Annotated in this window: 21 protein-coding genes and 1 tRNA gene; 6 read left to right on the top strand and 16 right to left on the bottom strand. The window is 64.1% G+C overall.

Annotation, left to right across the window (positions count from 1 at the left end; genetic code table 11):
* Positions 1 to 29: 29 nt before the first annotated feature.
* From addA to L858_RS0110940, 9 genes are all read right to left on the bottom strand, one after another.
* Positions 30 to 3,470, bottom strand: coding sequence for a double-strand break repair helicase AddA (gene addA / locus L858_RS0110900; RefSeq protein WP_022683185.1), 3,441 nt, complete (start codon positions 3,468 to 3,470; stop codon positions 30 to 32).
* The gene (gene addB, locus L858_RS0110905; protein ID WP_022683186.1) at positions 3,454 to 6,429 is read right to left on the bottom strand and encodes a double-strand break repair protein AddB; all 2,976 of its coding nucleotides are present in this window, start codon (positions 6,427 to 6,429) and stop codon (positions 3,454 to 3,456) included. The genes addA and addB overlap by 17 nt, the downstream gene beginning before the upstream one ends.
* Positions 6,422 to 7,132, bottom strand: coding sequence for a nucleotidyltransferase family protein (locus L858_RS0110910; RefSeq protein ID WP_022683187.1), 711 nt, complete (start codon positions 7,130 to 7,132; stop codon positions 6,422 to 6,424). The genes addB and L858_RS0110910 overlap by 8 nt, the downstream gene beginning before the upstream one ends.
* Positions 7,129 to 8,115 (bottom strand): aminoglycoside phosphotransferase family protein, encoded by a 987-nt coding sequence (locus tag L858_RS0110915; protein ID WP_022683188.1) that lies wholly within the window; start codon positions 8,113 to 8,115, stop codon positions 7,129 to 7,131. Before L858_RS0110915 ends, L858_RS0110910 begins: the two co-directional genes overlap by 4 nt.
* Positions 8,112 to 8,570, bottom strand: a complete 459-nt coding sequence (tsaE, locus tag L858_RS0110920) for a tRNA (adenosine(37)-N6)-threonylcarbamoyltransferase complex ATPase subunit type 1 TsaE (protein WP_022683189.1) — start codon at positions 8,568 to 8,570, stop codon at positions 8,112 to 8,114. Before tsaE ends, L858_RS0110915 begins: the two co-directional genes overlap by 4 nt.
* Entirely contained in the window at positions 8,563 to 10,911 is a 2,349-nt protein-coding gene (locus L858_RS0110925) for a sensor histidine kinase (RefSeq protein WP_022683190.1), read from the bottom strand. Before L858_RS0110925 ends, tsaE begins: the two co-directional genes overlap by 8 nt.
* Before the next feature lie 173 nt (positions 10,912 to 11,084).
* Positions 11,085 to 12,494: an adenosylhomocysteinase gene (gene ahcY, locus L858_RS0110930; RefSeq protein WP_022683191.1), complete on the bottom strand. Its 1,410-nt coding sequence runs from the start codon at positions 12,492 to 12,494 to the stop codon at positions 11,085 to 11,087.
* A 125-nt stretch (positions 12,495 to 12,619) separates the two neighbouring features.
* Positions 12,620 to 13,159: a hypothetical protein gene (locus tag L858_RS0110935; protein ID WP_022683192.1), complete on the bottom strand. Its 540-nt coding sequence runs from the start codon at positions 13,157 to 13,159 to the stop codon at positions 12,620 to 12,622.
* A gap of 176 nt (positions 13,160 to 13,335) precedes the next feature.
* On the bottom strand, positions 13,336 to 13,896 hold the full coding sequence (locus L858_RS0110940) for a YqgE/AlgH family protein (RefSeq protein WP_022683193.1): 561 nt from the start codon (positions 13,894 to 13,896) through the stop codon (positions 13,336 to 13,338).
* A gap of 138 nt (positions 13,897 to 14,034) precedes the next feature.
* On the opposite strand from L858_RS0110940, the gene L858_RS0110945 reads away from it, so the two are divergent.
* Together L858_RS0110945 and L858_RS0110950 are read left to right on the top strand one after the other, a co-directional pair.
* A complete protein-coding gene (locus tag L858_RS0110945; RefSeq protein WP_022683194.1) occupies positions 14,035 to 14,517 on the top strand; it encodes a peroxiredoxin in 483 nt (160 codons plus the stop codon).
* Between the two features lie 75 nt (positions 14,518 to 14,592).
* Positions 14,593 to 16,047: an AMP nucleosidase gene (locus L858_RS0110950; protein ID WP_022683195.1), complete on the top strand. Its 1,455-nt coding sequence runs from the start codon at positions 14,593 to 14,595 to the stop codon at positions 16,045 to 16,047.
* A 7-nt stretch (positions 16,048 to 16,054) separates the two neighbouring features.
* Here L858_RS0110950 and L858_RS0110955 read toward each other — a convergent pair whose 3' ends face one another.
* The 5 genes from L858_RS0110955 to L858_RS0110975 all read right to left on the bottom strand — a co-directional run bounded on the left by L858_RS0110955 (position 16,055) and on the right by L858_RS0110975 (position 21,061).
* Positions 16,055 to 16,816, bottom strand: coding sequence for an alpha/beta fold hydrolase (locus tag L858_RS0110955; RefSeq protein WP_022683196.1), 762 nt, complete (start codon positions 16,814 to 16,816; stop codon positions 16,055 to 16,057).
* 3 nt (positions 16,817 to 16,819) lie between these two features.
* Positions 16,820 to 17,503: a DUF2238 domain-containing protein gene (locus tag L858_RS0110960; RefSeq protein ID WP_022683197.1), complete on the bottom strand. Its 684-nt coding sequence runs from the start codon at positions 17,501 to 17,503 to the stop codon at positions 16,820 to 16,822.
* A 9-nt stretch (positions 17,504 to 17,512) separates the two neighbouring features.
* Positions 17,513 to 18,538 (bottom strand): aspartate-semialdehyde dehydrogenase, encoded by a 1,026-nt coding sequence (locus L858_RS0110965; protein WP_022683198.1) that lies wholly within the window; start codon positions 18,536 to 18,538, stop codon positions 17,513 to 17,515.
* 104 nt (positions 18,539 to 18,642) lie between these two features.
* Positions 18,643 to 20,865, bottom strand: a complete 2,223-nt coding sequence (locus L858_RS0110970) for an alpha/beta fold hydrolase (RefSeq protein WP_022683199.1) — start codon at positions 20,863 to 20,865, stop codon at positions 18,643 to 18,645.
* Positions 20,866 to 20,986: 121 nt separating this feature from the next.
* Positions 20,987 to 21,061, bottom strand: a tRNA-Val gene (locus L858_RS0110975).
* A gap of 140 nt (positions 21,062 to 21,201) precedes the next feature.
* Here L858_RS0110975 and L858_RS0110980 point away from each other — a divergent pair.
* Positions 21,202 to 21,330 carry an entericidin A/B family lipoprotein gene (locus L858_RS0110980; RefSeq protein ID WP_022683200.1) on the top strand — a complete coding sequence of 43 codons (129 nt, stop codon included), beginning with the start codon at positions 21,202 to 21,204 and terminating at the stop codon, positions 21,328 to 21,330.
* A gap of 17 nt (positions 21,331 to 21,347) precedes the next feature.
* Here the strand turns inward: L858_RS0110980 and L858_RS0110985 are convergent, their stop codons facing one another.
* On the bottom strand, positions 21,348 to 21,539 hold the full coding sequence (locus tag L858_RS0110985) for a hypothetical protein (protein ID WP_022683201.1): 192 nt from the start codon (positions 21,537 to 21,539) through the stop codon (positions 21,348 to 21,350).
* A gap of 172 nt (positions 21,540 to 21,711) precedes the next feature.
* Here L858_RS0110985 and hslV point away from each other — a divergent pair, with 172 nt between their 5' ends.
* The 3 genes from hslV to L858_RS21975 all read left to right on the top strand — a co-directional run bounded on the left by hslV (position 21,712) and on the right by L858_RS21975 (position 23,890).
* Entirely contained in the window at positions 21,712 to 22,278 is a 567-nt protein-coding gene (gene hslV, locus L858_RS0110990; protein ID WP_022683202.1) for an ATP-dependent protease subunit HslV, read from the top strand.
* 84 nt (positions 22,279 to 22,362) lie between these two features.
* The gene (gene hslU, locus L858_RS0110995; protein ID WP_022683203.1) at positions 22,363 to 23,664 is read left to right on the top strand and encodes an ATP-dependent protease ATPase subunit HslU; all 1,302 of its coding nucleotides are present in this window, start codon (positions 22,363 to 22,365) and stop codon (positions 23,662 to 23,664) included.
* A gap of 61 nt (positions 23,665 to 23,725) precedes the next feature.
* Entirely contained in the window at positions 23,726 to 23,890 is a 165-nt protein-coding gene (locus L858_RS21975; RefSeq protein ID WP_193742864.1) for a hypothetical protein, read from the top strand.
* An 87-nt stretch (positions 23,891 to 23,977) separates the two neighbouring features.
* Here L858_RS21975 and proS read toward each other — a convergent pair whose 3' ends face one another.
* Positions 23,978 to 25,504 carry a proline--tRNA ligase gene (gene proS / locus L858_RS0111005; protein ID WP_022683205.1) on the bottom strand — a complete coding sequence of 509 codons (1,527 nt, stop codon included), beginning with the start codon at positions 25,502 to 25,504 and terminating at the stop codon, positions 23,978 to 23,980.
* Positions 25,505 to 25,574 lie beyond the last annotated feature (70 nt).

Genomic DNA, 25,574 nt, shown 5'->3' on the forward strand with positions numbered 1-25,574 from the left:
ATATTTGTCTCCTTCAATTGGAGGGTTATCTAGGGCCGCATCGCATCGGGCTCAACGGCCGGACCAGGTAAATTCTCCTGTTCAGTCCCATAGCCCGGCTTGTGCGCCGCAAGAAGTTCGGCCGGCAGCGTGATCAGCCGCGGCGCGGAAGTGTAAAGCAGCGCGGCCTCGATGACCCGTCCGGGGAAGATGACCGCGAGGGCAGCGTGATAGGCGGCCATCTGGCGCAGGTGAGCGACGGGAACGTCTGCAAAGGTCAGCGGCGTCATCCGCCCGGTCTTGAAATCGACGATCTGGACCCGGTCGGCATTCACCAACAGGCGGTCGACGGTTCCTGCGACCACCGACTCTCCGACGACCGCGGCAATGGGCGCTTCGGCGAGTGCATCGGGACCGAACAGGTCGGCGAACTGGGGAGCCTCTATGACGCGCAGCGCCTGGTCGATGACCTCGTTTCGTCGCGCGCCGTCTTCCACGCCCTGCTGCCGAAGCCAGAGATCGGCCCGGCCGCGACGGCTCTCCGCCGGCACGTCAGCGAGGCGCTCGAACAAGATGTGGAGCCAACGCCCGCGCTCTGCCGCGTCCCTCATCGCGGGGGTAGGAGGCGGATGCGGTACGTCGTCCTCGACCGGTGCTGAGGGGGCGAGCGGGCGGGGCGGCCGCGCTTCGGCGGGAGCAGGCTTGCGCAGCCAATTGGGTTCGGCAAACGGTGTCCGCTGCTCGGCCCCGCCTTGCTGCGCCGCCATTTTGGGGGGCAGTATCTCCGTTCCCTGCCAACGGCGGCGTGCGCCCCAGAGCGGATCGGCTTCCCACTCGGCACCCAGTGAGACCAGCGCGCCCTCGACCGCCGCATACCAGCTTTGCGGCTTGACCTCCCCCTTTGCGCGGGGGCCAAGGGAGCCCGCGACGATCAGCTTTTCCTCCGCCCGGGTCAGCGCGACATAGAGCAGCCGCCAATGCTCCTCCCGTTCGATGGCGCTGGCCTCCTCGGCGACCTTGCCGATCGGACCTGTGCGTTCGGCCTTTCGCGGCGCGATGATGGGCAGACCGCTCCATTCCAGCCCATCCATGCGGCTACCCGCGTCGGGATCAAGGCAGGCGTCAGCCAGGATGACGACTGGCGCCTGCAGCCCCTTGGCACCGTGGACGGTCAGCAAGCGAAGCGAGTCGCCCTTCGCCGCCGCGTCGCGCACGATCTCCACCTCGCCCCGGTCGAACCAATCGATAAAGCGCTGCAGCGACGGGTGATCATCGCTTTCGAACGCGAGTGCGGCGTTCAGCAGTTCCTCGATCGGATCGGCGGCCTCGGTGCCCAGCCTCTCGATCAGCCGGCGCCGACCCTCCATCGGCCCGGACAAGATGGATTCCAGATAGCGATAAGGCGTCGTCAGATCCGCCTGGCCCAGCAGCGACCGCAGCGGTTGCAGCAGCTCTTCATCCAGCGTCTGCCCGAGATGCTGCCACAGCCCGACCCGGCGCCCCAGCAGGCGCTGCATCAGTTCCTCCTGCGTCCAGCCGATCAATGGCGACACCAGCAGCGAGGCAAGGTTCAACTCATCATCGGGCTGCACCGCGAAGCGCAAGGCGGAGAGAAGATCCCGGACTGCGAGCGGCGCGTTCAGGCGAAGCCGGTCGATGCCCGCGACGGCGACCTGCTCCTCATAGAGGCGGGCCACGATCAGCCGGGCGAGTTCGCTGCGGCGGCGGACGAGGATCATGATGTCGCCCGCCGTAACCGGCCTGCCCCGGCTTTCCAGCGTCACCCCATCGTCGATCCACTGCTTGATCTGCCGCGCGATATTCTGCGCGAGCACGCGCTCCTGATCGGCCACCCAATCCTCCTCGCCTTCCGCTTCATCGGAGAGGCCGGCGATGACGGGTTTCCACAGCAGCACTTCGCCGGGGAAGCGATTGGCGCTGACGTGGCGCACTTCCACCGGATCGAGCCCGAGGCTCTCGGCGCGCAGGGTCGCGATGGTGCGATCGACCACCTCCAGCACCGCAGGCGTCGAGCGGAAGCTGCGATCGAGAGACAGGTCGTGGAATGGGTGCTCCGCATTCCGGGCATCCCGCTCGAAGAGGATCTGGGCGGCGGCGAAATTTTGCGGGCTGGTGCCCTGGAAGCCGAAGATCGCCTGTTTGAAGTCACCGACCGTGAAGATGGTCCGAACCTTCTCGCCAATCTCCCGCTCGGCTGTGAAGAATTCTTCGGCGATGGCCCTGACGATGCGCCATTGGTCGGCGTTCGTGTCCTGTGCTTCGTCGACCAAAATATGGTCGATGCGCTGGTCGAGCTTGTAGCGGATCCATTCGGCGATCCCGGGCTGCGACAGCAATTTGGCGGTCGATGCGATCAGGTCGTCAAAGTCGACCACGCCCGCCAGCTGTTTCGCCTCTGCATAGGCGCGAGCATAGGCGCGGCCAGCCTCAAGCGCCTTGGCGAGCAGGCAGGCATAGTCCGCCCGCAGCTGAAGATCGATCAGTTCGGCACAGCGGCTATGGAGGCGCGTAGCCGCGTCGAGATAGCCGTCGACGGGCGGCACCCACCCCTTGGCAGAGATCAGGTCGCCGTCCTTCTTGGCCCAGGCCCCGTGCAGGTCGCGCAAGCCTGCCGCCCGCTGCGCTGCTTCCAGGCCACGCCACCGCGCTATCAGATCGCAGCGGTCAAGCGCACGGCCAGTTCCCCAATCGGCGTTGGCCTGCGCGATCCACGCCAATGTCCGATGATCGAAACTATCATCACTGCACGCTGCGGCGAGATGGGCGGCAATATCGCCCTCGGGCAATTCCAGCTGAGCGAACAGCCAGGGGCCGACATCCTCTGGAAGTGCGTTCAGCGCTTCGAGCCGCGCGGCGCAGCGCAGCAGGAAATTCTCGGCACCCCCCTCTCCCAGCCTCAGACTAAGCGCCTGAAGCCCATGCATGAGGGCTTCGTCCTGCTGCTCCTGCGCACGCACCACCAGATCGGCGAGCGTCTGCCGGGCGAGCGTGCCCTGCTCGCGTTGATCGAGCGGCCGGAAGCCCGGCGACAGATCGGCTTCGAGCGGAAAGGCGGTCAGGAGCTGCTGGCAGAAGCCATGGATGGTCTGGATGCGCAGGCCCCCGCCTGTCGATTCGAGCACCTCGGCGAACAGACGACGCGCACGCGCACGCGCCTCTGGCCCCGCATCTTCGCCCAGCGCCTCCAAATCCTGGAAAAGGTCCGTCTCCTCCATTTGCACCCAGGCGGCGAGCCGCTCATGGATACGGTCCGCCATTTCCGCGGCCCCCGCCTTGGTGAAGGTCAGGCACAGGATATTTTCCGGACGCACGCCTTGCAGGAGCAGGCGAAAAACCCGCGCGGTCAGCACATGGGTCTTGCCCGTGCCAGCTGACGCCGACAGCCAGACATGCGCATCGGGGGCGGCCGCCTGCGCCTGCGCGCCTGCCAGCGGTTGCAAGGCCCTGGTCTTGTCACCCATCGCGGCCATACCATTCCTCCAGCCGCATCAGTTGGTCATAATCACCATAGTTGGCGACCTCCGGATTGACCTGCGCATCGAAGGGCGCCGATCCGGTGAGGAAAGATGCCGCAACCTCCTCAAACCGCGCATGGACATGCGAGGTGAAGTCCGCCGTAATGATCTTCTTTCGGGCACCCATCGGATCGACCGGGCTCTCGCGATAGCCGAACGCGTCGCCGCTCTTGGCGAGCGACCAATATTCGAAGCTTCCGGCAACGCATTTGTCCGGGATACCGGCGAATCCGCCATGCTCGGCGATCAATCCCAAAAGCCCGAGCTGAAGCGCAAATCCTGCCCGAACCTGCCGCGCGCTCGGCGGCTTGCCGGTCTTATAGTCCACTATGCCGATGCTTCCGTCCGGCATCCTGTCCAGCCTATCCGCCTTGCCGGTGAGTGTGACTCCTGCAATCTCCGCGCGCCCTTCGCTTTCGACCGCCAATATGCTGCGCCCGGACGCCAAGTCAGCCGTGACCTGCTCCGCGATCCAGCGCACGGCTTCCATCAGGCGCGGCTGCCAGAGCGCCTTCAGCAGCGGATGCACTTCCGGGCGTTCGAACATCGCCAGCGCGCGCGCTTCCAGATCGGCCGGGTCGTAAGCTCCGGCTTCGGCCCAATGTTGGAGAATCTCGTGCACCGCCGTCCCACGCCAAGCCGGGCCAGCGTCCGCGTCGACGGGATCGAGCCGCGCGAGGCGGAGGATGCGGCGGGCGTAAAAAGCATAGGGGTCAGCCTTGAGACGATCGACGTCAGTGACCGGGATAACGCGCGGCCGAACCGCAACGGGCGGAACAGGTGCAGGTCGGCTGGAAGGCCGATGGGCAGCAGGATGGTCGAGCGCACGCGCCATCGCGGCGTAACGGTCGGCCGTTTTCCATTGCGGCCCCGCCATCGCCTTCAGCCGCAGCCAGAAGCGTGAGGCGACCGCTGGCCCACCCGAACCGCGCCGCGCGCGCGTGATCAACACCTGGGGAGCACCCAGGGCGCTCGCAAAGTCATGCGCGGCAAGGCCGATGCGGCTTTCGAGCCCCGGCAGACCCAATTCGCGCCTGATCCGTGGGGCGAGCCATGGATCAGGCGCGGGAAGGCCGGGCCAGCTCCCTTCGTTGAGGCCACCCAGGATCATCAGGTCGGCCTGAACCAGCCGCGCCTCGATCAGGCCGAGGATCGACACGCGCGGGTGGCCACCCTGCGGCGGACGGACTGAAACACCGCCCAGCAGATGGTCGAGCAGCGCCGGCAGAGCGCGGATATCCGCCTGGCGCGGGCCATCTTCCGCCGCTGCTTCCATGTCCGCGAACAGGTCGCCGGCGGCATGGCCCTGATAGCCCGCCCAGACGGCATCAAGCGACAGTCGCCCGGCTTGTTCGCGAATGGCGGCAAGCTGCGCGGCGAGTGACGGCGCCTCGACAAAGGCTTGCTCCAGCGGCGCCAACAGGGCGCGCGCTTGCGGCCACCATTCCCGCACGCGGGCGCGCAACGCTCGTTGGCGATCCTCCCCGTCCCTCTCGGCGAGCAGCAGGTCGATGCCGATAAGCCCCGCCTGCGGGCGCGGGCCGCGCAGGAGCAGGTCGAGCGCGCGCACGCCGTCGAGCCATGGCAGGCGCATATCGCCGCGCATGACCAGCGGATGCTTGAGCAAGGTGAGCAGAGCGACCGGAGCAAAGCGCTCGGCCACAGCCTCCGCCATCGCGATCAGCAAGGTACCCGAGGGCATGCGCGACAGCACCAAACCCGCCGAATCGTCGGCTTCTATCCCCCAGCGCTTCAGGTGAGCGGACACGCGGACGGCGAGCTGACGATCCGGCGTCACCAGCGCCGCGGTCCTGCCAGGCGCTTCGATCGCTTCACGCAGAGCGATAGCGATCGACTGCGCCTCCTCCGCCGAGGTGGCGACCTCCAGCGCTTCCACGCCCGCCAGCGAGCGATCCGCCGTCTTCAGGTCGCGCCAGCGGCTGGTGAGGCGCGGCGGCAGCATGGCGTTCGAGATGTTGCGCCCCCGCACCGCCCGCGCGTCATGCTCGCTGCCCCAGCGCCACTGAGCGACGTCGTCCCGCGTCGCGCTCATGCGGTGGAGCAGCAGCTTCAGCGCATATTGCGGGTGTGTTTCATGGCCGGCGGGAGCGCGCCCGGTCACAGGATCGGGCTCGAACGGACCGATCGCGTCCCAGGCCTCTTCATCCATTTCATGGTCGAGGCCGGCGAAGACGACCGCGCCCTTGGCCAGCACCGATATGCGCCGCAAGAGCGCGGCCACGGCCGGAGCCGTGGTGGAAACACCTGCCGCGATCACGAAATCGGCGGCAGGCGGCTCCTTCGCCCAGCGCGTGGCAACCCGATCGAGCAGCCGGTTGCGCCGATCGGCCAGATCGATGCAGTTCAGTCGCGCGAGTTCCTGCGGCCAACGCTCCAGCAACACGGAAAAGAGCTGGAGCGAGCTTTGCCAGTGCCGGGAAAGTTCATCCGACAGCGTCAGATCGGCCAGGGCGGAGACGGATAGCCGCTCGACCTGAATTTGGTCGAGCACCGTGCCCAAAGCATGTCCAAGCTGCAACGCCTGTCCCGCATCCATTGGCTGGCGGGACGCTTCCTGAACCAAGCGGGCAAGGATCATCTGCCGCCGTATGGGAGCGATGGCCGGAGGAACCGAGTCACCATCGCCTAATGGATCGAGGGCACCGCCGACCTGCTCGCCCGAATCCGGATCGCCGATCGTCACCAGCCGGGGCAGCAGCAAGCCCCCATCGGACTTCCGGACAAAGGCTTCGCTGACCGCGCGGACGGCGCGATTGCTGGGAAGCAGGATCATTCCCCGCGCCAACCCCGTCGGACTGCTGCCATGCTGCGCGAGGATGCCGGCTACCAGCGCGTCAGAAAAGGCGCGGTGCGCGGGGATATTATAGAGAGCGGGCCGGGTGCGATCACCCATGGGCCAGCATCGACTCCACAACCGGGATCGCCTGCGGCGTGCCCACGTCGAACCAGAGTCCCTGATGCGACACGCCATAGAGGCGCCCCGCCTCTATCGCCCGGTTCCAGAAGATGTTGGTCGAAAATACGTCCGATGGCGGATCGACCAGCAGCCGGGGTGACATGATCTGGACCCCGGTGAAAACGAAGGGCGCGACATGCGACGTCTTGCGCCGGCTCAACCTGCCCTGCGCATCCATATGGAAATCGCCCGGCCCCTTGTGGCAGTTCGCACGGGCGAGCGGCACCAGCAGCAGCAGCGCATCCATGCGCTCCGCGTCCCAGATCTTCCGCATCATGCTCAGCGTTTCCTGCGGGCCATCGATCCAGAGATTGTCGCTGTTCGCGCAGAAGAAGGGGGCGTCGCCAAGCTGCTGGCGGGCGTGGATCAGGCCGCCGCCTGTCTCCAGCAATTTCTTCCGCTCGTCGGAGATTGCCACGGTCATGCCGTTGCAGTGCGAGCGCAGGTGCGCCTCCACCGTGTCGGCAAGATAGTGGACGTTAACGACGACCTTGGTGATGCCACCTGCCGCCAGCCGATCCAGCGCATGGTCCATCAGTGGCTTGCCGGCGACCTTGACCAGCGGCTTGGGACGGGTGGCCGTGAGCGGGCGCATTCGCTTGCCCAGTCCTGCGGCCATCAGCATCGCAGTGTCGATCATGCGGCGACGATGTCCTGCAGGGCGTCGTGACGCTTGTCGGCGGGAATGTTCGTGGCGAACCAGTCGGCGACCGGCGCAAGCGCCGGATGGGCGAGGTCGCGCTCCAGCAAGTCCCACATTCTCGGCAGGAAGGATAAATAGCGCGGCTTCCCGTCGCGCTTCCAGAGCCGCGTGAAGATACCGATGATCTTCGCATTGCGCTGCGCGCCGAGCACGGCATAGGTTGCGTCGAAGTCGGCCGGCGGGCGGGCGATGGATCGATAATGGGCCAGCATCGCCGCTTCGAGAGCCGGCGGCACGTCGCGGCGCGCATCCTGCAACAGCGACACTAGATCATAGGCCGGGTGCCCCGCCAGCGCGTCCTGAAAGTCGAGCAAGCCCAACCCGTGCGAAACCGCCTCGTCCACCAGCATGATATTTTCGGCATGATAGTCGCGCAGCACCGTCACAACCGGGCTGGCCGACCGTTCCACGATCGGCAGCACCGCGTCCCATGCCCGGACATAGGCCGCCTCATCCACGCTGAGGTCGATAGCGGGGCAATACCATTCGGTCACCAGTCCCGCCTCGCGTTGGTAAACATCCCGGTCATAGGCCGGCACGTCGGCGGCGGGCAGGCGATGCAGCGCCGCCAGCAGATCGACCGCGCGGGTATAGACCTCGACCTCGGCCGCAGGCGAGGCTTCCAGATGCTCCTTGACGCGCAGGTCGCCAAAATCCTCCAGCAGCACCAGTCCTTCCGCGAGATCCTGCGCGAAGATGCGGGGGGCGGCAAAGCCCTGGCCGACCAGATGTTCGGCGATGGCGATAAAGGGCCGGGGATCCTCATGCGGCGGCGGCGCGTCCATCAGCACGGCGCGGCGCGCGCCATCCAGCACGCGGAAGTAGCGGCGAAAGGAGGCGTCGCCGGCCAGCGGGACGATCGCCGCATGTTCCCATCCCGCTCGTGCGAGGAATGCAGGAGCAGCGGCGGGCGGGATCATATCTGTGACCATCGCTCCGTCCAAGCGTCCGGCACGCGTGCTGTCAAGCGTCGTGCGCCGTCCTCCACCATGTCGATGTGGAGTTGCAGCGCTTCGGGCCATGCGCGCTCACCCAAACGGTCGGGCCACTCGATGATCAGCAGGCTGTCCATCAGATAATCATCCAGCGCGAGTTCCTCGACTTCCTCTGGCCCTTCAAGGCGATAGAGATCGACATGGGCCACGGGCAGCCGGACATCGGGGATGTCATAGGGCTGGACGATGGCGAAGCTTGGGCTGGGCGCTTCTTCCTCCAGCCCGAGCCCCTCCAATATGCCGCGAGCAAGGGTCGTCTTGCCCGCACCCAATCCGCCTTCCAGCGCAATCACGTCGCCGATCCGCACCACCCCCGCGATTCGGCGGCCAAGTTCGAGCATTGCCGCTTCGCCGCGAAGCTCGGTCAGCGCATCAGCCACGGGGCAACTCGATCACGATCATCGTTCCCTGCCCCGGCTCGGATACCAGCTCCAGCGTGCCGCCATGCGCCTCTACCAATTGTTTCGCGAGCGGCAGCCCGATGCCGGCCTTGCCGCCGTTGCGCGCCTGTTCCGCGCGGGCAGAGGGATTGAAGATCGTAGCTTGCCTGCCCGCGCTGATGCCAGGACCATTATCGGAGACGACGAGGCGCGCATTGTCGGGTCCGCCGTCGCCGTGGAGCAGGACGCGCCCGCCGCGGCTGCAATAGCGCACCGCATTTTCGAGCAGATGATCCAGCACCTGTCCAATCCGGCGCCTGTCACCCTGGATCGAGCCCAATGTGTTCTGAAGCGACATGGCAAGATCGATCCCCTTCGCCGCCGCGTCACCCCTGATCCGCGCGGCGCTGTCACGCGCTTCGGCCGCCAAGTCGACCGTCGACCTGTCGATCGGCAGCATGCCCGCCTCGCCTTGTGTCAGGTCGAGGACATTGTCGATCAGCATCGAGAGCCGGTTCGTGCTTTGCAGGATGCCGTCGACATATTCCTGGGCAGAACTGCTCATTTCACCGGCATAGCCAGCGCTCATCATCTCGGCAAAGCCGGCGATAGTGGTGAGCGGGGTGCGCAGTTCGTAACTCATATTGGTGACGAAGGCCGTCTTCACCTTGTCCGCCTGCTCCAACGCGTCGTTGCGATCGCGCAGCACCTGTTCGACACGGCGGCTGTCGGTTACGTCCAGCATGGTGAAGAGTGCATTGCCGTCCGGCAACGGAATGGCCGCGAATTCGAAAATGCGGCCATCCGCGAAGCCGACATGGCCGACGCGCTGCTTGCGCTCCACCGTCGCGGCGCGCACCAGCTCGCGAACGAGATTGGCCTGCTGCGGCTTGGCAAGGCGTGATTGGACCGCCCGCATGAGTTCATCGATGCGGGGATGTTTTGCGAGCAGGTCCTCGGACACATCCCAGATCGAGCGGAACCGGCTGTTCCACAGATGCAGCCGCCCGTCCGACGAGAACACGCCGATCGACTCGAACAGATTGTCGAAGGTCGCCGTCCGGACCCGCAGCAGCGTGTCGCGGGCGCTCGACAGTTGCACCTGCTCCGTCCGATCCTCGAAGATCAACAGCAGACCGCCGTCCGGCAAGGGCTGCGCATAGACACGCAAGTGCGTGCCATCTGCGAGCAGCCAATTTTCCTCGCGAGGGTCGGCGGACAGGAACCAGTCGCGCCGTTCGGCACGCCAGGCGGGGAAGTCGCGATGCTCGGGCAGGCGCCGTGCTTCCCGCATCCGGTCCAGCACGCGTTCGAAGGCGGGATGATCCGCCAGATGATCCTGATCCAGCCCGAACAGGCTCATGAAGGGCTGGTTCCAGAAGCGGAGCGCGCGATCCGATCCAAACCTCGCGACGCCAGCGGAAAGCCGGTCGAGCAGATCGCGCTGTGCTGCCTCCAGCCGGCGATGCTCGACGCGCGCCTGCTCAAGCTCATTCTGGTCCATGGCGAAGCCGGCGACTCCTGCGTCACCCAGCGGCACATCGACGACGCGCATGGTCCGGCGCTCGCCGTCGATGGTGGCGGGCACCATTCGTTCGACCGGCCTGCCCTCCTCCAGCGCCTGGCCCGCCGCCGCCTGCGGCGTCAGGCCGCCGACCGTCTCGACGAGTTCGGTGGCGTTGGAGATCACTTCGCGCGGGCTGTCACCATCGACCGCACGAACATAGGCGCTGTTCACAAGGGCCAGGCGCATGTCGGGGGTCCGGTGCCACATCGGAAAAGGCGCGGCCTCGACCAAGCCGGCTAGCGCCTCCAGCGCTTCGCGCAACTGTTCGACATTGCCCTTGAGCGTCTGGATTTCCGCCTGGCTGTCCGTTGCGTCGAAAATCCACAGCACCACGCCGCCGCTTTCCGCCAGAATGGGGCCGGCGGGCGCGCCCCTCACCAGCAGCAGCCGCGTGGAGCCGGTCCCGCGCACCGCCAGCGCGAAGCTGCGGCCGGCGCGCTGCGCTGCGGCGACTTCCTGTGCCAGCGCAGCAGCATCTTCGGCGTCAAGCCCGCCATCGGGCGCCGTCAGTTCGGAGAGGAAGGTGGGAACCCGATCCTTGCCCAGCCATTTGGCGAGCCGGTCGGCCGCCTCCATCCGCCCATCTGGATGGATGACGATCGGAGCAGCGGGTGCGGACGCCAACAAGGCCGAGAGCCGGTCCAGCTTGCCCTGCGCCTGCATGCCCTCGCGGCGTCGGCGCTGGCCGCTCGACAATGCCCAAACCGCCGCGGCCAGCCAGCCGGCCAGCACGACGCCCAGAATGACGGCGGCAAGTGGGCTCAGTGCGGTCATTGCGCCCTACTTCACCCTCATCGCCAGTGCTTGCCCCTCGGTCCGTTCTTCAGCGGACTAGACCAAGTCGGCCAAAGGGTGAAGCGGCCAAATACAAAGAATTATTCCGGGCAAGACAGGATCGCATCGGCCCGAATGAAAAAGGGAGGCACCGCGCCTCCCTTCCCCTGCCCTTAGTAGCGGTAATGATCCGGCTTGAACGGCCCTTCAGCCGAAACGCCTATATAGGCGGCCTGCTTCGGGGTCAGCTTGGAAAGCTTGACCCCCAGCTTTTCGAGGTGAAGCGCGGCAACCTTCTCGTCCAGATGCTTGGGCAGCACATAGACTTCATTCTTATACTGATCCGACTTGGTCCACAGTTCGATCTGCGCCAGCACCTGGTTGGTGAAGCTGGACGACATGACGAAGCTCGGATGACCGGTGGCGCAGCCGAGATTCACCAGACGGCCCTTGGCCAGGACGATAATCTTCTTGCCATCGGGGAATTCGACCTCGTCGACCTGCGGCTTGATCTCGGTCCACTTCATGTTACTGAGGCCGGCAATCTCGATCTCGCTGTCAAAATGACCGATGTTCGACACGATCGCCATATTCTTCATCGCGCGCATGTGATCGACGGTGATGACGGCTTCGTTGCCGGTCGCGGTCACGAAGATGTCGGCGCGCGGCGCGGCCTCTTCCATCGTCACGACCTCATAGCCTTCCATCGCGGCTTGGAGCGCGCAGATCGGATCGACCTCGGTAACCAGCACGCGGGCGCCGCCGTTGCGCAGCGAAGCGGCCGAACCCTTGCCGACGTCCCCGAAGCCCGCGACGCAGGCGACCTTGCCGGCCAGCATGACGTCGGTGGCGCGGCGGATGGCGTCGACCAGCGATTCCTTGCAGCCATAGAGATTGTCGAACTTCGACTTGGTGACGCTGTCGTTGACGTTGATCGCCGGGAAGGGAAGCTTGCCCTTCTTCGCCAGTTCATAAAGGCGGTGAACGCCGGTGGTGGTCTCTTCCGAAACGCCCTTGATGGCGGCGACGGTCGTGGTGAGGTAGCCCGGACGTTCGGCCAGGAAGCGCTTCAGCGTCGCGACGAAGATTTCCTCTTCCTCGTTACCGGGCGTGAAAAGCTCTTCCCCCGCCTCGACGCGCGCGCCCCACAGCGCGAACATGGTTGCATCGCCGCCATCGTCCAAGATCATGTTGCAGGTCGTATCACCCCAATCGAAGATGCGGATGACATAATCCCAATATTCTTCCAGCGTCTCGCCCTTCACAGCGAAGACGGGAATGCCGCGCTGCGCGATGGCGGCGGCCGCGTGATCCTGCGTCGAGAAGATGTTGCACGAGGCCCAGCGGATTTCCGCGCCCAGTTCCGCCAGCGTCTCGATCAGCACGGCGGTCTGGATCGTCATGTGCAGTGAACCGGTGATGCGCGCGCCCTTGAGCGGCTGCGACGCGCCGAATTCGGCGCGCAGGGCCATGAGGCCCGGCATCTCGGTTTCGGCGATCTCGATTTCCTTGCGGCCGAAAGCGGCGAGGCTGATGTCGCGGATCACATAATCCTGCGCCTGAGCGGCGGGTGCGGTAGCCACGAGCGTGTCTCCATTGGTCTAGAATGTGCCGGAGCCGCTCGCGAAGAGGCGAAACGGCGGCGATGGGTGCGCTATTACCAACCGCCGCCGGTCATGGCAACTCGATATAAAGTTTCCTTTATGTGTCAGTTGCCCGGCGTCCGGGCGGCCACTTCGACACCATCCACAACGGCTTCCTTGCTCTTGCCCGCCAGCGCCATCACGACATCGCATCGCGGGCCGGACAGGTGCGGCGTGATGCCCGCAGCGTCGGCAAGCTCCAGGATCGCGGCGCGGCTTTCCGGCAGCGCGTTGGCAGCATCCGCGATCGAACTGAGGTCGCGGCAGGCCAATCCATCCGCCCCCGCTCCATAGAGATTGGCGAGGCCCGTCACATAATCATCATAGGCGCCCAGCGCTCCAACGGGTCCTACCGCCACGCGAAAATGCTCCCGCAGTTCGTCGTTGACCTGCGTCAGCGCGCTCCGCTTCTCCCGCACGAAGCGGTTGTAACTTGCCAGAAAATCATGCCCCGTAGAACGGCACCGCAGCGCCGACACCATCAGCATCATATCGAAGTCGCGGATTTGCGCGGCTTCCACTTCCGTCGTCTTCCAGCAGGTCGCGGCACTCGCCGGCGCGAGCGACATCGTCGCGGCGAGCGCCGCTGCGATCAATTTCTTCATGAGTTGAACCCCCGTCCAATTGCCCGAGGGTTAAACTGCGCTCGCCAAGGTTGCCGCATCCTCTACAGCGAGGATTAATCGGATCTTACCTCATTCGGTTCAGTTACCATGCAGAAATTAACGGCCGGTTGAGCCGATATTTACCTTACCGGAATGATCGCTCCGCGCATATCTTTTCAAGCAGAACCCGCCCCGCTGACAAGATGGGACGCATCGACTCCGACAGCGGCATAAGCCGCAGACCATTTTCGCGCCGCAGGAACATCGAACAAAAGCTGTTCCGTACAGGGAGCCGGGAACCAGCTTTCGCCGACCATTTCCTGGTCCAGCTGTCCCGCACCCCAGCCGGCATAACCCAGCGCCACCAGATAACGGCTGGGTCCGGTGCCATCCGCGATGGCCTTCAATATCTCGACCGAGCCGGAAAGGCCCCAGCCTTCGCCGACCTCAACCATGTCATGACCTTTCCAATCCAACGAGTGGAGGACGAAGCCCCGCCGCGGTTCGACCGGGCCGCCGCGAAGCACCGGACCATCGGGAACAGAGCCGGGATCGATGTCGAAGCTTTCAAGCAGATCATGCAGGCCGACCCCGTCGATCTCGTCGCTGACGGCGATCCCCAAGGCGCCATTTTCGTCGTGCACGCACATGGCGATGACCGAATGATCGAAACGCAAATCCTCCATGCCCGGCAAGGCAAGCAGGAACTGACCGGCGTACGAGCGCGCTTTATCCATAGCGTGAATATACGCGCCTTGACGCCTTTGCCAATGGCGGGCTGTCGCTCGGACAAGGCGGCGCGACAGATTCACCGGCTCTTGACAGAAAGGAGCGAAGGGACAACCTGCCGGCCATCCAAGGTCAGGAGACAAGATATGACGATTTCCAAGGGCGATCGCTTGCCCAGCACCACTTTCACGACGATGACCGCCAATGGCCCGGAGCAGGTTGCATCCGACGATTATTTCGCCGGGCGCACCGTCGCTCTCTTCTCCGTACCGGGTGCCTTCACCCCGACCTGTTCGGCGCGCCACTTGCCGGGCTTCATCGACAAGGCTGAGGAGCTGAAGGCCAAGGGCGTGGATGAAATCGCGTGCACAGCCGTCAATGACGCTTTTGTCCTCGGAGCATGGAGCCAGTCCGCTGGCGCGGACAACAAAGTGACGATGCTGGCGGACGGCAATGGCGATTTCGCGAAGGCGGTGGGCCTCACCATGGACGGCAGCAAGTTTGGCATGGGTCCGCGGGGTCAGCGGTTCTCCATGATCGTCAAGGATGGTGTGGTGAGCGAACTGAATGTCGAGGCGCCGGGCGACTTCAACGTCTCTTCCGCTGATTACATGCTCCGCCAACTTTAATATCTCGCAGATGCGCGCCCTCTGAAGAGCCGCGCGCATCTTCCTTCCGTCACATAAGTGCGGTAGCAAGGGTCGATGACAAAAAGCATCGGCAGCGCGATCGTCGGGCAACTCGACCAACTCTACCACACTTCCATCGACAATCTGCGTGAGGCGATGCGTGCCTATGCCCGCGACGGCAGCGTGCCGCCGCCGGAGGCGCGAATCGACCGCCGTTTCTGCTATCCTGAACTGCGGATCACCCATAGCGTCGAAACCGACGCGCCGCCGCCGGGCCGCTCCTTCGCGCGGCTGTCGAAGCCAGGGCAATATGTAACGACCGTCACCCGGCCGGCCATGTTCGGCGATTATCTGGCCGAGCAGATCGACCTGCTCGTCCGTGACTATGGCGTGAGTGTCGAAACGGGGATCAGCGATCAGCTCATCCCCTTTCCCTATGTGCTCGATGGACTCGACATCAGCGCTCTCGACGGCACGCCTCCAACCGAACTTGCACGCCATTTCCCGGCTACCGAACTGGCAGAAATCGGGGATGAGATCGCCGACGGCCTCTTCACGCCGGACGCGCAGGGGGAGCGGCCGCTGGCCCTGTTCGACGGCTTGCGCACAGACTTTTCGCTGGCCCGGCTGAAACATTATACCGGCACGCCGCCCGAACATGTGCAGCGCTACATTCTCTTCACCAACTATCATCGCTATGTCGATGAGTTCGTCGCCTGGGCCTGTTCCGAACTGCAAAGGCCGGGCACGCGGTTTACCGCCCTTTCGGGAGCGGGGGGCGTCTACGTAACACGGGAGACGGCCGACCCCGCGCGCATGATCGCCGACAGTGCGTGGCGCAAGCACCAGATGCCGGGATATCATCTGATCGGGCCTGACCGCAGCGGCATCACCCTGGTCAACATCGGGGTGGGACCGGCCAACGCCAAGACGATCTGCGACCATCTGGCGGTCCTGCGGCCGGAGGCATGGCTGATGATCGGCCATTGCGGCGGCCTGCGACCCAGCCAGCGGATCGGCGACTATGTGCTTGCCCACGCCTATCTGCGCGACGACAAGGTTCTGGACGACATGCTGCCGCCGGAGATCCCGGTTCCCGCCATCGCCGAAGTGCAGGTCGCACTCGCCAAGGCGGCGGAAGCCGTGCTTGGCGGCAGTGGCCCGGAGGATTTCAAGCGGCGCCTGCGTACCGGGACCGTGGTGACCACCGACGATCGCAATTGGGAACTGCGCTATTCCAGTTCGGCGCTGCGTTTCAGCCTCTCGCGCGCCGTCGGCATCGATATGGAATCGGCGACCATCGCGGCACAGGGCTACCGCTTCCGCGTGCCCTATGGAACCCTGCTATGCGTATCCGACAAGCCCATCCATGGCGAACTCAAGCTGCCGGGACAGGCTAACCGCTTCTATGAGGAGGCTATAGCGGGTCATTTACGCGTTGGCCTCATGACCTGCGAACTGCTGCGGGAAGAAGGTCCCAAGCTGCACAGCCGCAAACTCCGGGCCTTCAACGAACCGCCTTTCCGTTAAGTGTGGATCAGGGGCTCAGGAACTCCACCATCGCTCGCCCCAGTTCCTTGCGCGTCACGGCGTTCATATGGTTTCCCGGAATCTCGATATAGTGCCCGTTGGGCAGCACATCGGCCAGTTCCTGCGCCACGCCATTGTCGCGATCGTCCGCCCCGCAGATGACTGCGGTCGGTTCATTAAAGCCGGCAATCACCTCTTGCGGGGTATCGACGAACGTGTTCAGGATGTGGAGCATCGCCACGGGATCGCCCTTGGTGGTCTTGAGGAAGGCTTCCGTCATCCATTCCGATGTGCCGCGCTCGAATGTGCCAAGATTGGTCAGCACATTGCGATAATAGCCCCCGTTGTCGAGCGTCTGGACAAGTCCGCGCAGCCCCATTCCCGCCAGGATGACCCTCCGCGGCGTAGCGCCCCGCGCCAGCATTCGCGTCGTCGTCCGAGCACCCAGCGAATAGCCGCCTAAATCATAGTCGGTCAGGCCCAGCTGCTCGATCAGCGCCAGCCCATCCTCCGTCAGCGCATCGGGCGGGTAGGCCGCGGCGTCATGAGGCTTGCCGCTCTCTCCGTGCCCACGCAGGTCGGGCATGATCAGGCGGAAGCCCGCCTCCACCAGCAGCGCCGCATGCCCATAGCGTATCCAGTTGGTCCAGGCGTTGGAGAAATAGCCGTGGATGAGCACCAGATCGCGGCCTTCGCCCACGATATGCACGGCGATTGGCAATCCGCCCAGACCCTTGATCTCCAGCTTTTCGATCGGCAGGTCGGTCACGGGTCACTCCTCGGGAAGATTGCGCTTTGCCGATATGGCCTCCGGACGGCCGTGTCGAGTGGCGCCAAGCCAGACGACGCTCAAGGCGCTGCCAAGTTGTGCTGCGGTGAGGTCCTTCTGCGGATCCCACATGTCGCCCTGCTGCCCATTATACCAGTCGGCGGTCTGGCCCGCCGCTAGCACCGAGAGCAGCCATTCGAATATCTCGTAGAGCGAGCCCACAAGCCCTACCGCGGCAAAGGCGAAGGTCAAGCTCCATCCAACGCGCATGCTGCCCCAGCGCCGCGCGGCTTCACTTAGCGGTGCTGTCAGCAGAAGGCCGAACGCGAAGTGAACCATCCGGTCATAGCCGTTGCGGCGCCAGCCGAACCGCTCCGAAAGGCCGTGCCCGAAGACAGTCCGGGCCCAATCATCATAGGGCACATAAGAGTAGATATAGCGCCCGCCCAGCGTGTGCAGCAGCAGGAAGAGCAGCACGCATGCCACCGCGCCGTTCGACAGCGGCCAGCGGCGCAACAGCCAGGGCGCCGACAACGCAAACGCTACGGTGGGGCCATGCTGCAGGGGCGCGAGTTCGGGATAAGGCTGGGCGATATTGGCCAGGCCAACCATCGCGAGCAGTAGGAGGATCATCCGGCGCTGCGCGACTGGAACGGCGTTCCAGATCGCCACGACGCCGGAGATCATGGGAAGGACTTAGCCCTTCTTCAGGTGGCGGCGGCCCAGCAGTTCTGCGATCTGAACGGCGTTAAGCGCCGCACCCTTGCGCAGATTGTCGCTGACGCACCAGAGGTTCAGACCGTTGTCGATCGTCGAATCCTCACGGACGCGGCTGACGAAGGTGGCATAATCGCCGACGCACTCGACAGGGGTGACGTACCCGCCATCCTCGCGCTTGTCGACCAGCATGACGCCCGGCGCTTCACGCAGGATGTCCTGCGCTTCCTTGGCCGAAATCTCGTTTTCGAACTCGATGTTCAGCGCTTCGGAATGGCCGACGAACACCGGCACGCGGACGCAGGTGGCCGTGACCTTCACCTTGGGATCGAGGATCTTCTTGGTTTCCGCAACCATCTTCCACTCCTCCTTGGTGGAGCCATCCTCCAAGAAGACGTCGATGTGCGGGATCACGTTGAAGGCGATCTGCTTGGTGAACTTCTTGGGCTCGGCCGGATCGCCCACGAAGATGTTGCGCGACTGTTCGAACAACTCGTCCATCCCCTGCTTGCCGGCGCCGGACACCGACTGATAGGTGGCGACGACGACCCGCTTGATCTTCGCGGCGTCGTGCAGGGGCTTGAGCGCCACGACCATCTGCGCGGTCGAGCAGTTGGGATTGGCGATGATGTTCTTCTTGCGGTAGCCGTCGATCGCGTCCGGGTTCACCTCGGGCACGATCAGCGGAACGTCGGGGTCCATGCGGTAAAGCGAGCTGTTGTCGATCACCACGCAGCCGGCTGCAGCCGCCTTGGGCGCATATTCAGCCGTCGGGCCGGAGCCCGCGGCGAACAGTGCGATGTCCCAGCCGGAAAAGTCGAAATGCTCGATATTCTTGCATTTGAGCGTCTTGCCCGTGTCACCGAAATCAATTTCGGTGCCCTGCGACCGGGGCGAAGCAACCGCCGCGATCTCGTCAATAGGGAACTCGCGCTCGGCGAGAATGGTCAGCATTTCGCGGCCCACATTGCCCGTGGCACCGACGACGACGACCTTGTAACCCATGACTAAAGACTCCACTCCATGCAAAATTGCGGAGTGCGCGCCATAGCGTCCCTTGGGCAATTGTCCAGCATGAAGCGGCTTGGGGGCGGGAAAGCGAGGGTTTGCTATCGAGGGGTAGCCGCAGCTGTATCGTGCCGCTGCAGGAAATCCTCGATCGTCCGCCAGAGATGCACGCTGATGCCCGGCCCGCCGACGCGGTGCGTCTGCCCTGGATAGACCATCATCTCGAAGGGCACCCCGCTTGTCTGCATGCGCGCCATCAGTGCCGTGGAATTGTCGAACACCACATTGTCGTCCGACATGCCGTGGATCAGCAGCAGCGGGTCCTTGACCCTATCCGCCTCGTCGAGGGCGCGGGACGCCGGATAGGCGCTGGGCTTGTCCTGCGGCTGCCCGAGATAGCGTTCGGTATAATGAGTGTCGTACAATTCCCATTTGGTCACCGGAGCCCCGGCGATCGCGGCGGCGAAGGTGCCGGGCGCTTTCTCCAGCAGCTTCAGCGACAGATATCCGCCATAGGACCAGCCATAAGTGGCGATGCGATCCGGGTCCACATAGGGTTGCGCCTTCAGCCACTCGACCCCCTTCAACTGATCCTCCACCTCCACCGTGCCCATCGCGCGATAGAGCTGATCCTCGAACGCCTTGCCGCGATCAGGCGTGCCGCGATTATCCAGCGCGAAGACGATCCAGCCGCGATCGACCAGATATTGATAGATGGGCGAACTCCAGGCGTTCACGACCTGCCGCCCCGCCCCCGGTCCGCCATAATGGAGCATGAACACCGGATAGCGCTTTCCTGCCTCCAGCGGCGGCGTCATGATCCTAGTATAGAGCGTCGATCCGTCGTTCGCCTTTATCGTGCCGAAGCTCGTCTTGGCATGGCTGGCAAGATAGGGCGCATAGGGATGATCCGCCCTGATCGCATTTTCCGAAAGCCATTGCAGCTGCTTGCCCGAACTGTCGGCCAGATAAATCTGCTTGGGCTGATCAACATTGCTGCGCGACACCACGATGCGGCTCGCGGCGCTGTCCATCACCGCCTCGTTCCACCAGCCGTCGCGGGTCAGCTGCGTTAGCGCCCCCGCCTTGCCCAGGGAGGCGGCATAGAGCTGCTGTTCGAGCGGCGTCTCCCGGTTGCCGGTGAAATAGACCAGTCCCTTGCTCTCATCGATGCCGACAATTTCGCGAACCTCCCAGGCGCCGCCCGTCAAGGCGGTCCAACTGCTTCCGCGCACATGATAAAGATGTCCGTGACCAGATTTTTCGGACCACCAGAGGAAGCTGCCATCCTTCAGCGGCCGGAAATTGTTGCTGAGGTTGATCCAGCTTTTCGCGCGTTCCGTGAGGATGACCTTTGCCTTGCCCGTCGCAGGATCAACCGCGAGCAGGTCCAGCCGCTTCTGATCCCGGCTTTGCCGCTGCACATAAAGCGTGCGCCCGTCCTGCGACCAGTCGACCCGCGCGAGATAAATGTCGGTTTCCGGCCCCAGGTCAACCTTTACCGAAGTGCTGCCGCTGGTAGTCAGCACATAGAGCTCTACCAGTGCATTGGGGGTGCCGGCTGCAGGATAGCGCTGCTGATAGACCTTGGTGCCTTCGCCGCCGATCGAGGTGCGCGTCACGACCCCGACCGGGCTCTCATCCACCCGTGCGACCGCAATCCGCTTGTCGTCTGGCGACCACCAATAGCCGGTTCGTCGGTCCATTTCCTCCTGCGCGACAAATTCCGCCACGCCCCAACTGACCGTCTCGCTTGCCCCGTGCGTCAGTTGACGCTCCGGGCCACCCGTTGGCTGGACGAAGAAGTTACCCCTGCGGACGAACGACACGAAGCCGCCCAGCGGGCTGACCGCTGCGTTCAGCTCTCCATCCGAAGTATTTGTGAGCCTGGTGACCTTTCCATCGAGCGTCGCAAGATACAGGTCGCCGTCGACCGGCACCAAAATCGCGCGCCCATCGGGCGACCAGTCATAGCTCACGATGCCGCTACTCCCCGCGATGGAGCGATCACGTTCCCGCTGCATCTTCTCGGCTTCGGATAGCTCAGCGCCGCTGCCGGTCCTGCGCGAATCCACCAACATGCGTTCAGCGCCCGTTGCGCTGTCGATCGCCCAGAGATCGAGCCGTTCCCTTTCATCGGGCCTCGGCTTCAGAAGCGTGACCAGACGGCCATCCGGCGACAGCTTCAGCGCGCGCGGCTGCGGCCCCGAAAGGTCGGGATTGGCGAACACCCGCTCCAGGGTGAGCTTTTGCTGCGCCTGGGCAAGACCAGCCGACAGCAGAAGCGCGCCGACGGCGGCGCCATTTTTAAGGATCGGCGACATATCTTCCCTTCGTTCAGGCGCACAAGAGCGCTGAGATGGCATGGAGAAGGTCTATCCCTCACCAGCTGAAAAGATCAATGTCGGGAAACTATATTTCCTCGGTGCCATGACGCTTTGGTCATGGTGGGCGCGACAGGGATTGAACCTGTGACCCCACCCGTGTGAAGGGTGTGCTCTACCGCTGAGCTACGCGCCCCCTGAAAGGAGGAGGCGGCCATTGGCATCCGCCGCGCCGGCTGTCAAGCGCCCGCCACCCATGATCCTGAGAAAATGGCTGTTCGACCGTAGCGTCGCCGCTATAAAGCGGAGCCCTCATTAGAATGGAGTAAATATCCTATGCGTTCAACCGTCGCCCTCGTCCTGGCGGGGCTGCTGCTTTCCACGCTGGCTGCCTGCAATACCGTGAAGGGTGCAGGACGGGATATCGAGTCCGTCGGCCGCGCAGGCGAACGAGCGATCAACTGAGCGGGCGCAACCGCCCTCTATTGAAGGATGCGGCTGGCCGCCGCCGCTGCATCCTTTTCCAGCCTGACGCCATCGCATTCCGGTTCGCCGCAATCACAGGCGGCCAAGGTGTAGCGCACGCCGCACAACACCAGCACGTCGTGATCGAAGGAATAATTGGATATTCCCGCTCGCTCGACTTTCTCCTGCGCCCTCGCCTTGAGCGACATGAATTTTCCTCTCTGGAACATGGGCAAATGATCTATGCTGCGACGCACAATGTCAATTGATCTGCCTCGGTTCCTGAATGGATTGAAATAATTCTGTCCAGAATTTGACACGATTGGACGCGGCTGCCCAGTGCGCTTGCGCGTTAGCCCGTTCGCTCCCATATGCCCGCGCATGAATGATCAACGCTCCAGCGCCGTGCCGGTGTGGCACGGCACCACCATCATGTCAGTACGCAAGAACGGGAAGGTGATCGTGGCCGGCGACGGCCAGGTTTCCATGGGCCAGACGGTGATGAAGCCGAACGCGCGCAAGGTCCGTCGCCTCCATGACGGATCCGTGATCGGCGGCTTCGCCGGCGCCACCGCCGATGCCTTCACCCTGTTCGAACGGTTGGAGGCGAAGTTGGAGCGTCACAACGGACAGTTGATGCGCGCGGCGGTCGAGTTGGCGAAGGATTGGCGGACTGACAAATATCTGCGAAATCTGGAGGCGATGATGATCGTCGCGGACAAGGAAGTGACGCTGATCCTGACCGGCAATGGCGACGTGCTGGAGCCGGTGGGCGGCGTGGCGGCGATCGGTTCGGGCGGCAATTTCGCCTTGGCCGCGGCGCGCGCGCTGGTGGAATATGAGGCGGATGCGGAAACGCTTGCTCGCAAGGCGATGAAGGTGGCAGCCGATATCTGCGTCTACACCAATGACGAGTTGGTCGTCGAAGAACTGGAAAGCGCGACCTGAGCCGTCCCGACAAATTGCAGCCGATTGCTGATGCAATCGCACCCACCCCCGACCCCTCCCATGCAAGGGAGGGGGGAGTCTGAAATGAACGACAATCTGACCCCCAAAGCCATCGTTTCCGCGCTTGACGCGCATATCATCGGTCAGGCCGACGCCAAGCGTGCGGTGGCCGTGGCGCTGCGCAATCGCTGGCGGCGGCAGCGTCTTTCCGCCGACCTTCGTGACGAAGTGACGCCCAAGAACATCCTGATGATCGGCCCGACGGGCTGCGGCAAGACCGAGATCAGCCGACGCCTCGCAAAGCTCGCCGACGCACCTTTCGTGAAGGTGGAAGCGACCAAATTCACCGAAGTGGGATATGTCGGCCGCGACGTCGAGCAGATCGTCCGCGATCTGGTCGAGGAAGCGGTTCGCCTGGAACGCGACCGGCGCCGTGAATCGGTGCGCGAAGCCGCCTCCGAAGCCGCCATGGCGCGCCTGCTCGATGCGCTCACGGGCAAGGAAGCGAGCGAAGCCACCCGCCTGTCTTTCCGCCAGCGGATCGAGGGCAACCAGATGAATGAGGTCGAAGTCGAGGTGGAGGTCGCCGACAGCCCGTCTATGCCCATGGAAATCCCCGGAATGGGCGGCCAGATCGGCATGATCAACCTTAGCGACATGATGTCCAAGGCCTTTGGTCAAACCCAGAAGAAGCGTCGCAAGATGCGGGTCGCCGACGCGTGGGACAAGCTGGTCGAGGAAGAGCAGGACAAGCGGCTCGATCAGGATGACGTGGCCCGCGTCGCCATCGCCAGCGCCGAGCAGAACGGCATTGTCTTCCTGGATGAGATCGACAAGATCGCCGTCAGCGATGTGCGCGGCGGGTCGGTCAGCCGCGAGGGCGTTCAGCGCGACCTGCTGCCGCTGATCGAAGGGACCACCGTTTCCACCAAATATGGTCCGCTCAAGACCGACCATATCCTGTTCATCGCGTCAGGCGCGTTCCATGTTGCCAAGCCCAGTGACCTGTTGCCGGAATTGCAGGGCCGTCTGCCGATCCGGGTCGAACTGAAGGCGCTGACGGAGGATGACTTCGTCGCCATCCTGTCTGACACCAAGGCGAGCCTGGTTGCGCAATATCGTGCGCTGCTGGCGACCGAAGGTGTCACGATCGACCTGACCCCCGACGGCATCCGCGCGGTTGCCCGCATCGCGGCCGAGGTGAATGGCGAGGTAGAAAATATCGGCGCCCGGCGCCTGCAGACGGTGATGGAAAAACTGCTGGAGGATGTCAGCTTCGACGCTGAGGATCGCCAGGGCGAGACGCTGGTGATCGACCAGGCCTATGTCGAGAAGCAGCTTTCCGAGGTCGCGCGGAATACCGACCTCAGCAAATATGTCTTATGATGATCGTTTTCGCTGAGTGCGCGTTCATGCGGATGCAATGACTGCGTCCAAGGAGATGAACATGAGCAACGCAACCCCGGATCGAGAGCAGCTGAAGGACCTGGCGGAGGCTGAAAAGAAGGCTGGCATCGTCGATCAGCAGACAGCCGCGAGCGCGGAACTGCCGAAGGACGAGACTGGCAAGGCCAAAGGCTCGAATGACAAGAAGGAAAGTTCAGGCAACTGAGCATCTCGAGGCGTGCCATTCGGCGGCATCGCCTCGAGCCTCGATGGCGGCGCACCCCGGCGGACCTGCTGACGCGCCGCCTGATCGTCAGTAGCTCCGCCCGACCAGCACGCGCTCCGCCGCTTGTCTGCCGGTGAACACGCAGGTGCCGTCCGCCGCTTCCGCGTCCACCGGCACATTGCGCAGCGTCAGCTTTTGCCCCTTCAGCCACTCGACCACCTTGTCGAGTTCAGCGCCGGTCGGCTTCGCCCACTGCACCAGTGCCCAGCCCGGCTTCTTGCTCGCGCCGAAATAGGCCTTTAGCCCCTCAAGCGAGTCGATCGACTTGTCGATGCTCCCCAACAGCCGCGCCTGCGCATCGGCGAACAGCGCCTGTTGGATTTCCGCCAGCATGCCCGCCGCGGATGCCACGAAGTCGGCCTTTGCCACAATCTGGCTGTCGAGCTTGCCGTCCGGCCGATAGAGACGGTCGCGGCGGATGACGGACACATTGCCTCCAGCAACGTCGCGACCGCCCACCTCGATCACGATCGGCGCGCCCTTCTTGACCCAGCCCCAGCGCTTGTTCGCGGCCTTGGCCGGGCGCCGGTCCAGCAGCGCGCGAACCGGTTCGCGGAACTGGTCCAGCTTGTTCAATTCCGCCACCAGATCACTGCAGTAGGACAGGATGGCAGCATCCTCTTCCGTATCGCGCAGCATCGGCACGACGACGATCTGATAGGGTGCCACGCGGGGCGGCACGCGCAGCCCGTCGTCATCGCCATGCACCATGATGAGGCCGCCGATCATGCGTGTGGACACGCCCCAGCTGGTCGTCTGGGCAAGCTCCTGCTGCCCCTCCGCATTCTGGAACTTGATATTCTGCGCCTGGCTGAAGGTGGTGCCAAGGAAGTGCGACGTGCCCGCCTGAAGCGCCTTGCCGTCCTGCATCATCGCTTCGATCGAATAGGTCGCGACGGCGCCGGGGAAGCGCTCGTTCTCCGGCTTCTCGCCCGCGATCACCGGCAGCGCCACGCACTCCTCGGCGAAGCTGCGATATACTTCGAGCATCTTCATCGTCTCTTCCATCGCCTCATCGATGGTGGAATGCGCGGTGTGGCCCTCCTGCCAGAGGAATTCGGCCGTGCGCAGGAACATGCGCGTGCGCATTTCCCAGCGCACGACATTCGCCCATTGGTTGATCAGGACCGGCAAGTCGCGCCAGCTCTGCACCCAGCGGGAGAAAGCCGCGCCGATTACCGTCTCCGATGTCGGGCGGACCACCAGCGGCTCTTCCAGCTTCGCTTCAGGATCGGGCACCAGCCGCCCATCCTTCTGGATCAGGCGATGATGCGTGACGACCGCCATTTCCTTGGCAAAGCCATCGACATGCTCAGCCTCCTTCTCGAAATAGGAAAGCGGGATGAACAGCGGAAAATAGCAATTTTCGTGTCCGGTCGCCTTGATGCGATCGTCCAGCAGCTTCTGCATCCGTTCCCATATGCCGTACCCCCAGGGCCGGATCACCATACAGCCGCGCACGCCGCTTTCCTCGGCCATGTCGGCCTCTGAAATGACGGCCTGGTACCAGGCGGCGAAATCCTGTTCGCGGGTGACGGAGAGGGCGTGCTTCACTCGGGATCGGCCTTGCTGTTGGTGCTGACGGATGGCGCGCCATAAGCCAAGCGCGCCGCTCCGTCGACCC

Origin of the sequence: Sphingobium bisphenolivorans (assembly GCF_000412635.1) — a bacterium.
Classification (GTDB): domain Bacteria; phylum Pseudomonadota; class Alphaproteobacteria; order Sphingomonadales; family Sphingomonadaceae; genus Sphingobium; species Sphingobium bisphenolivorans.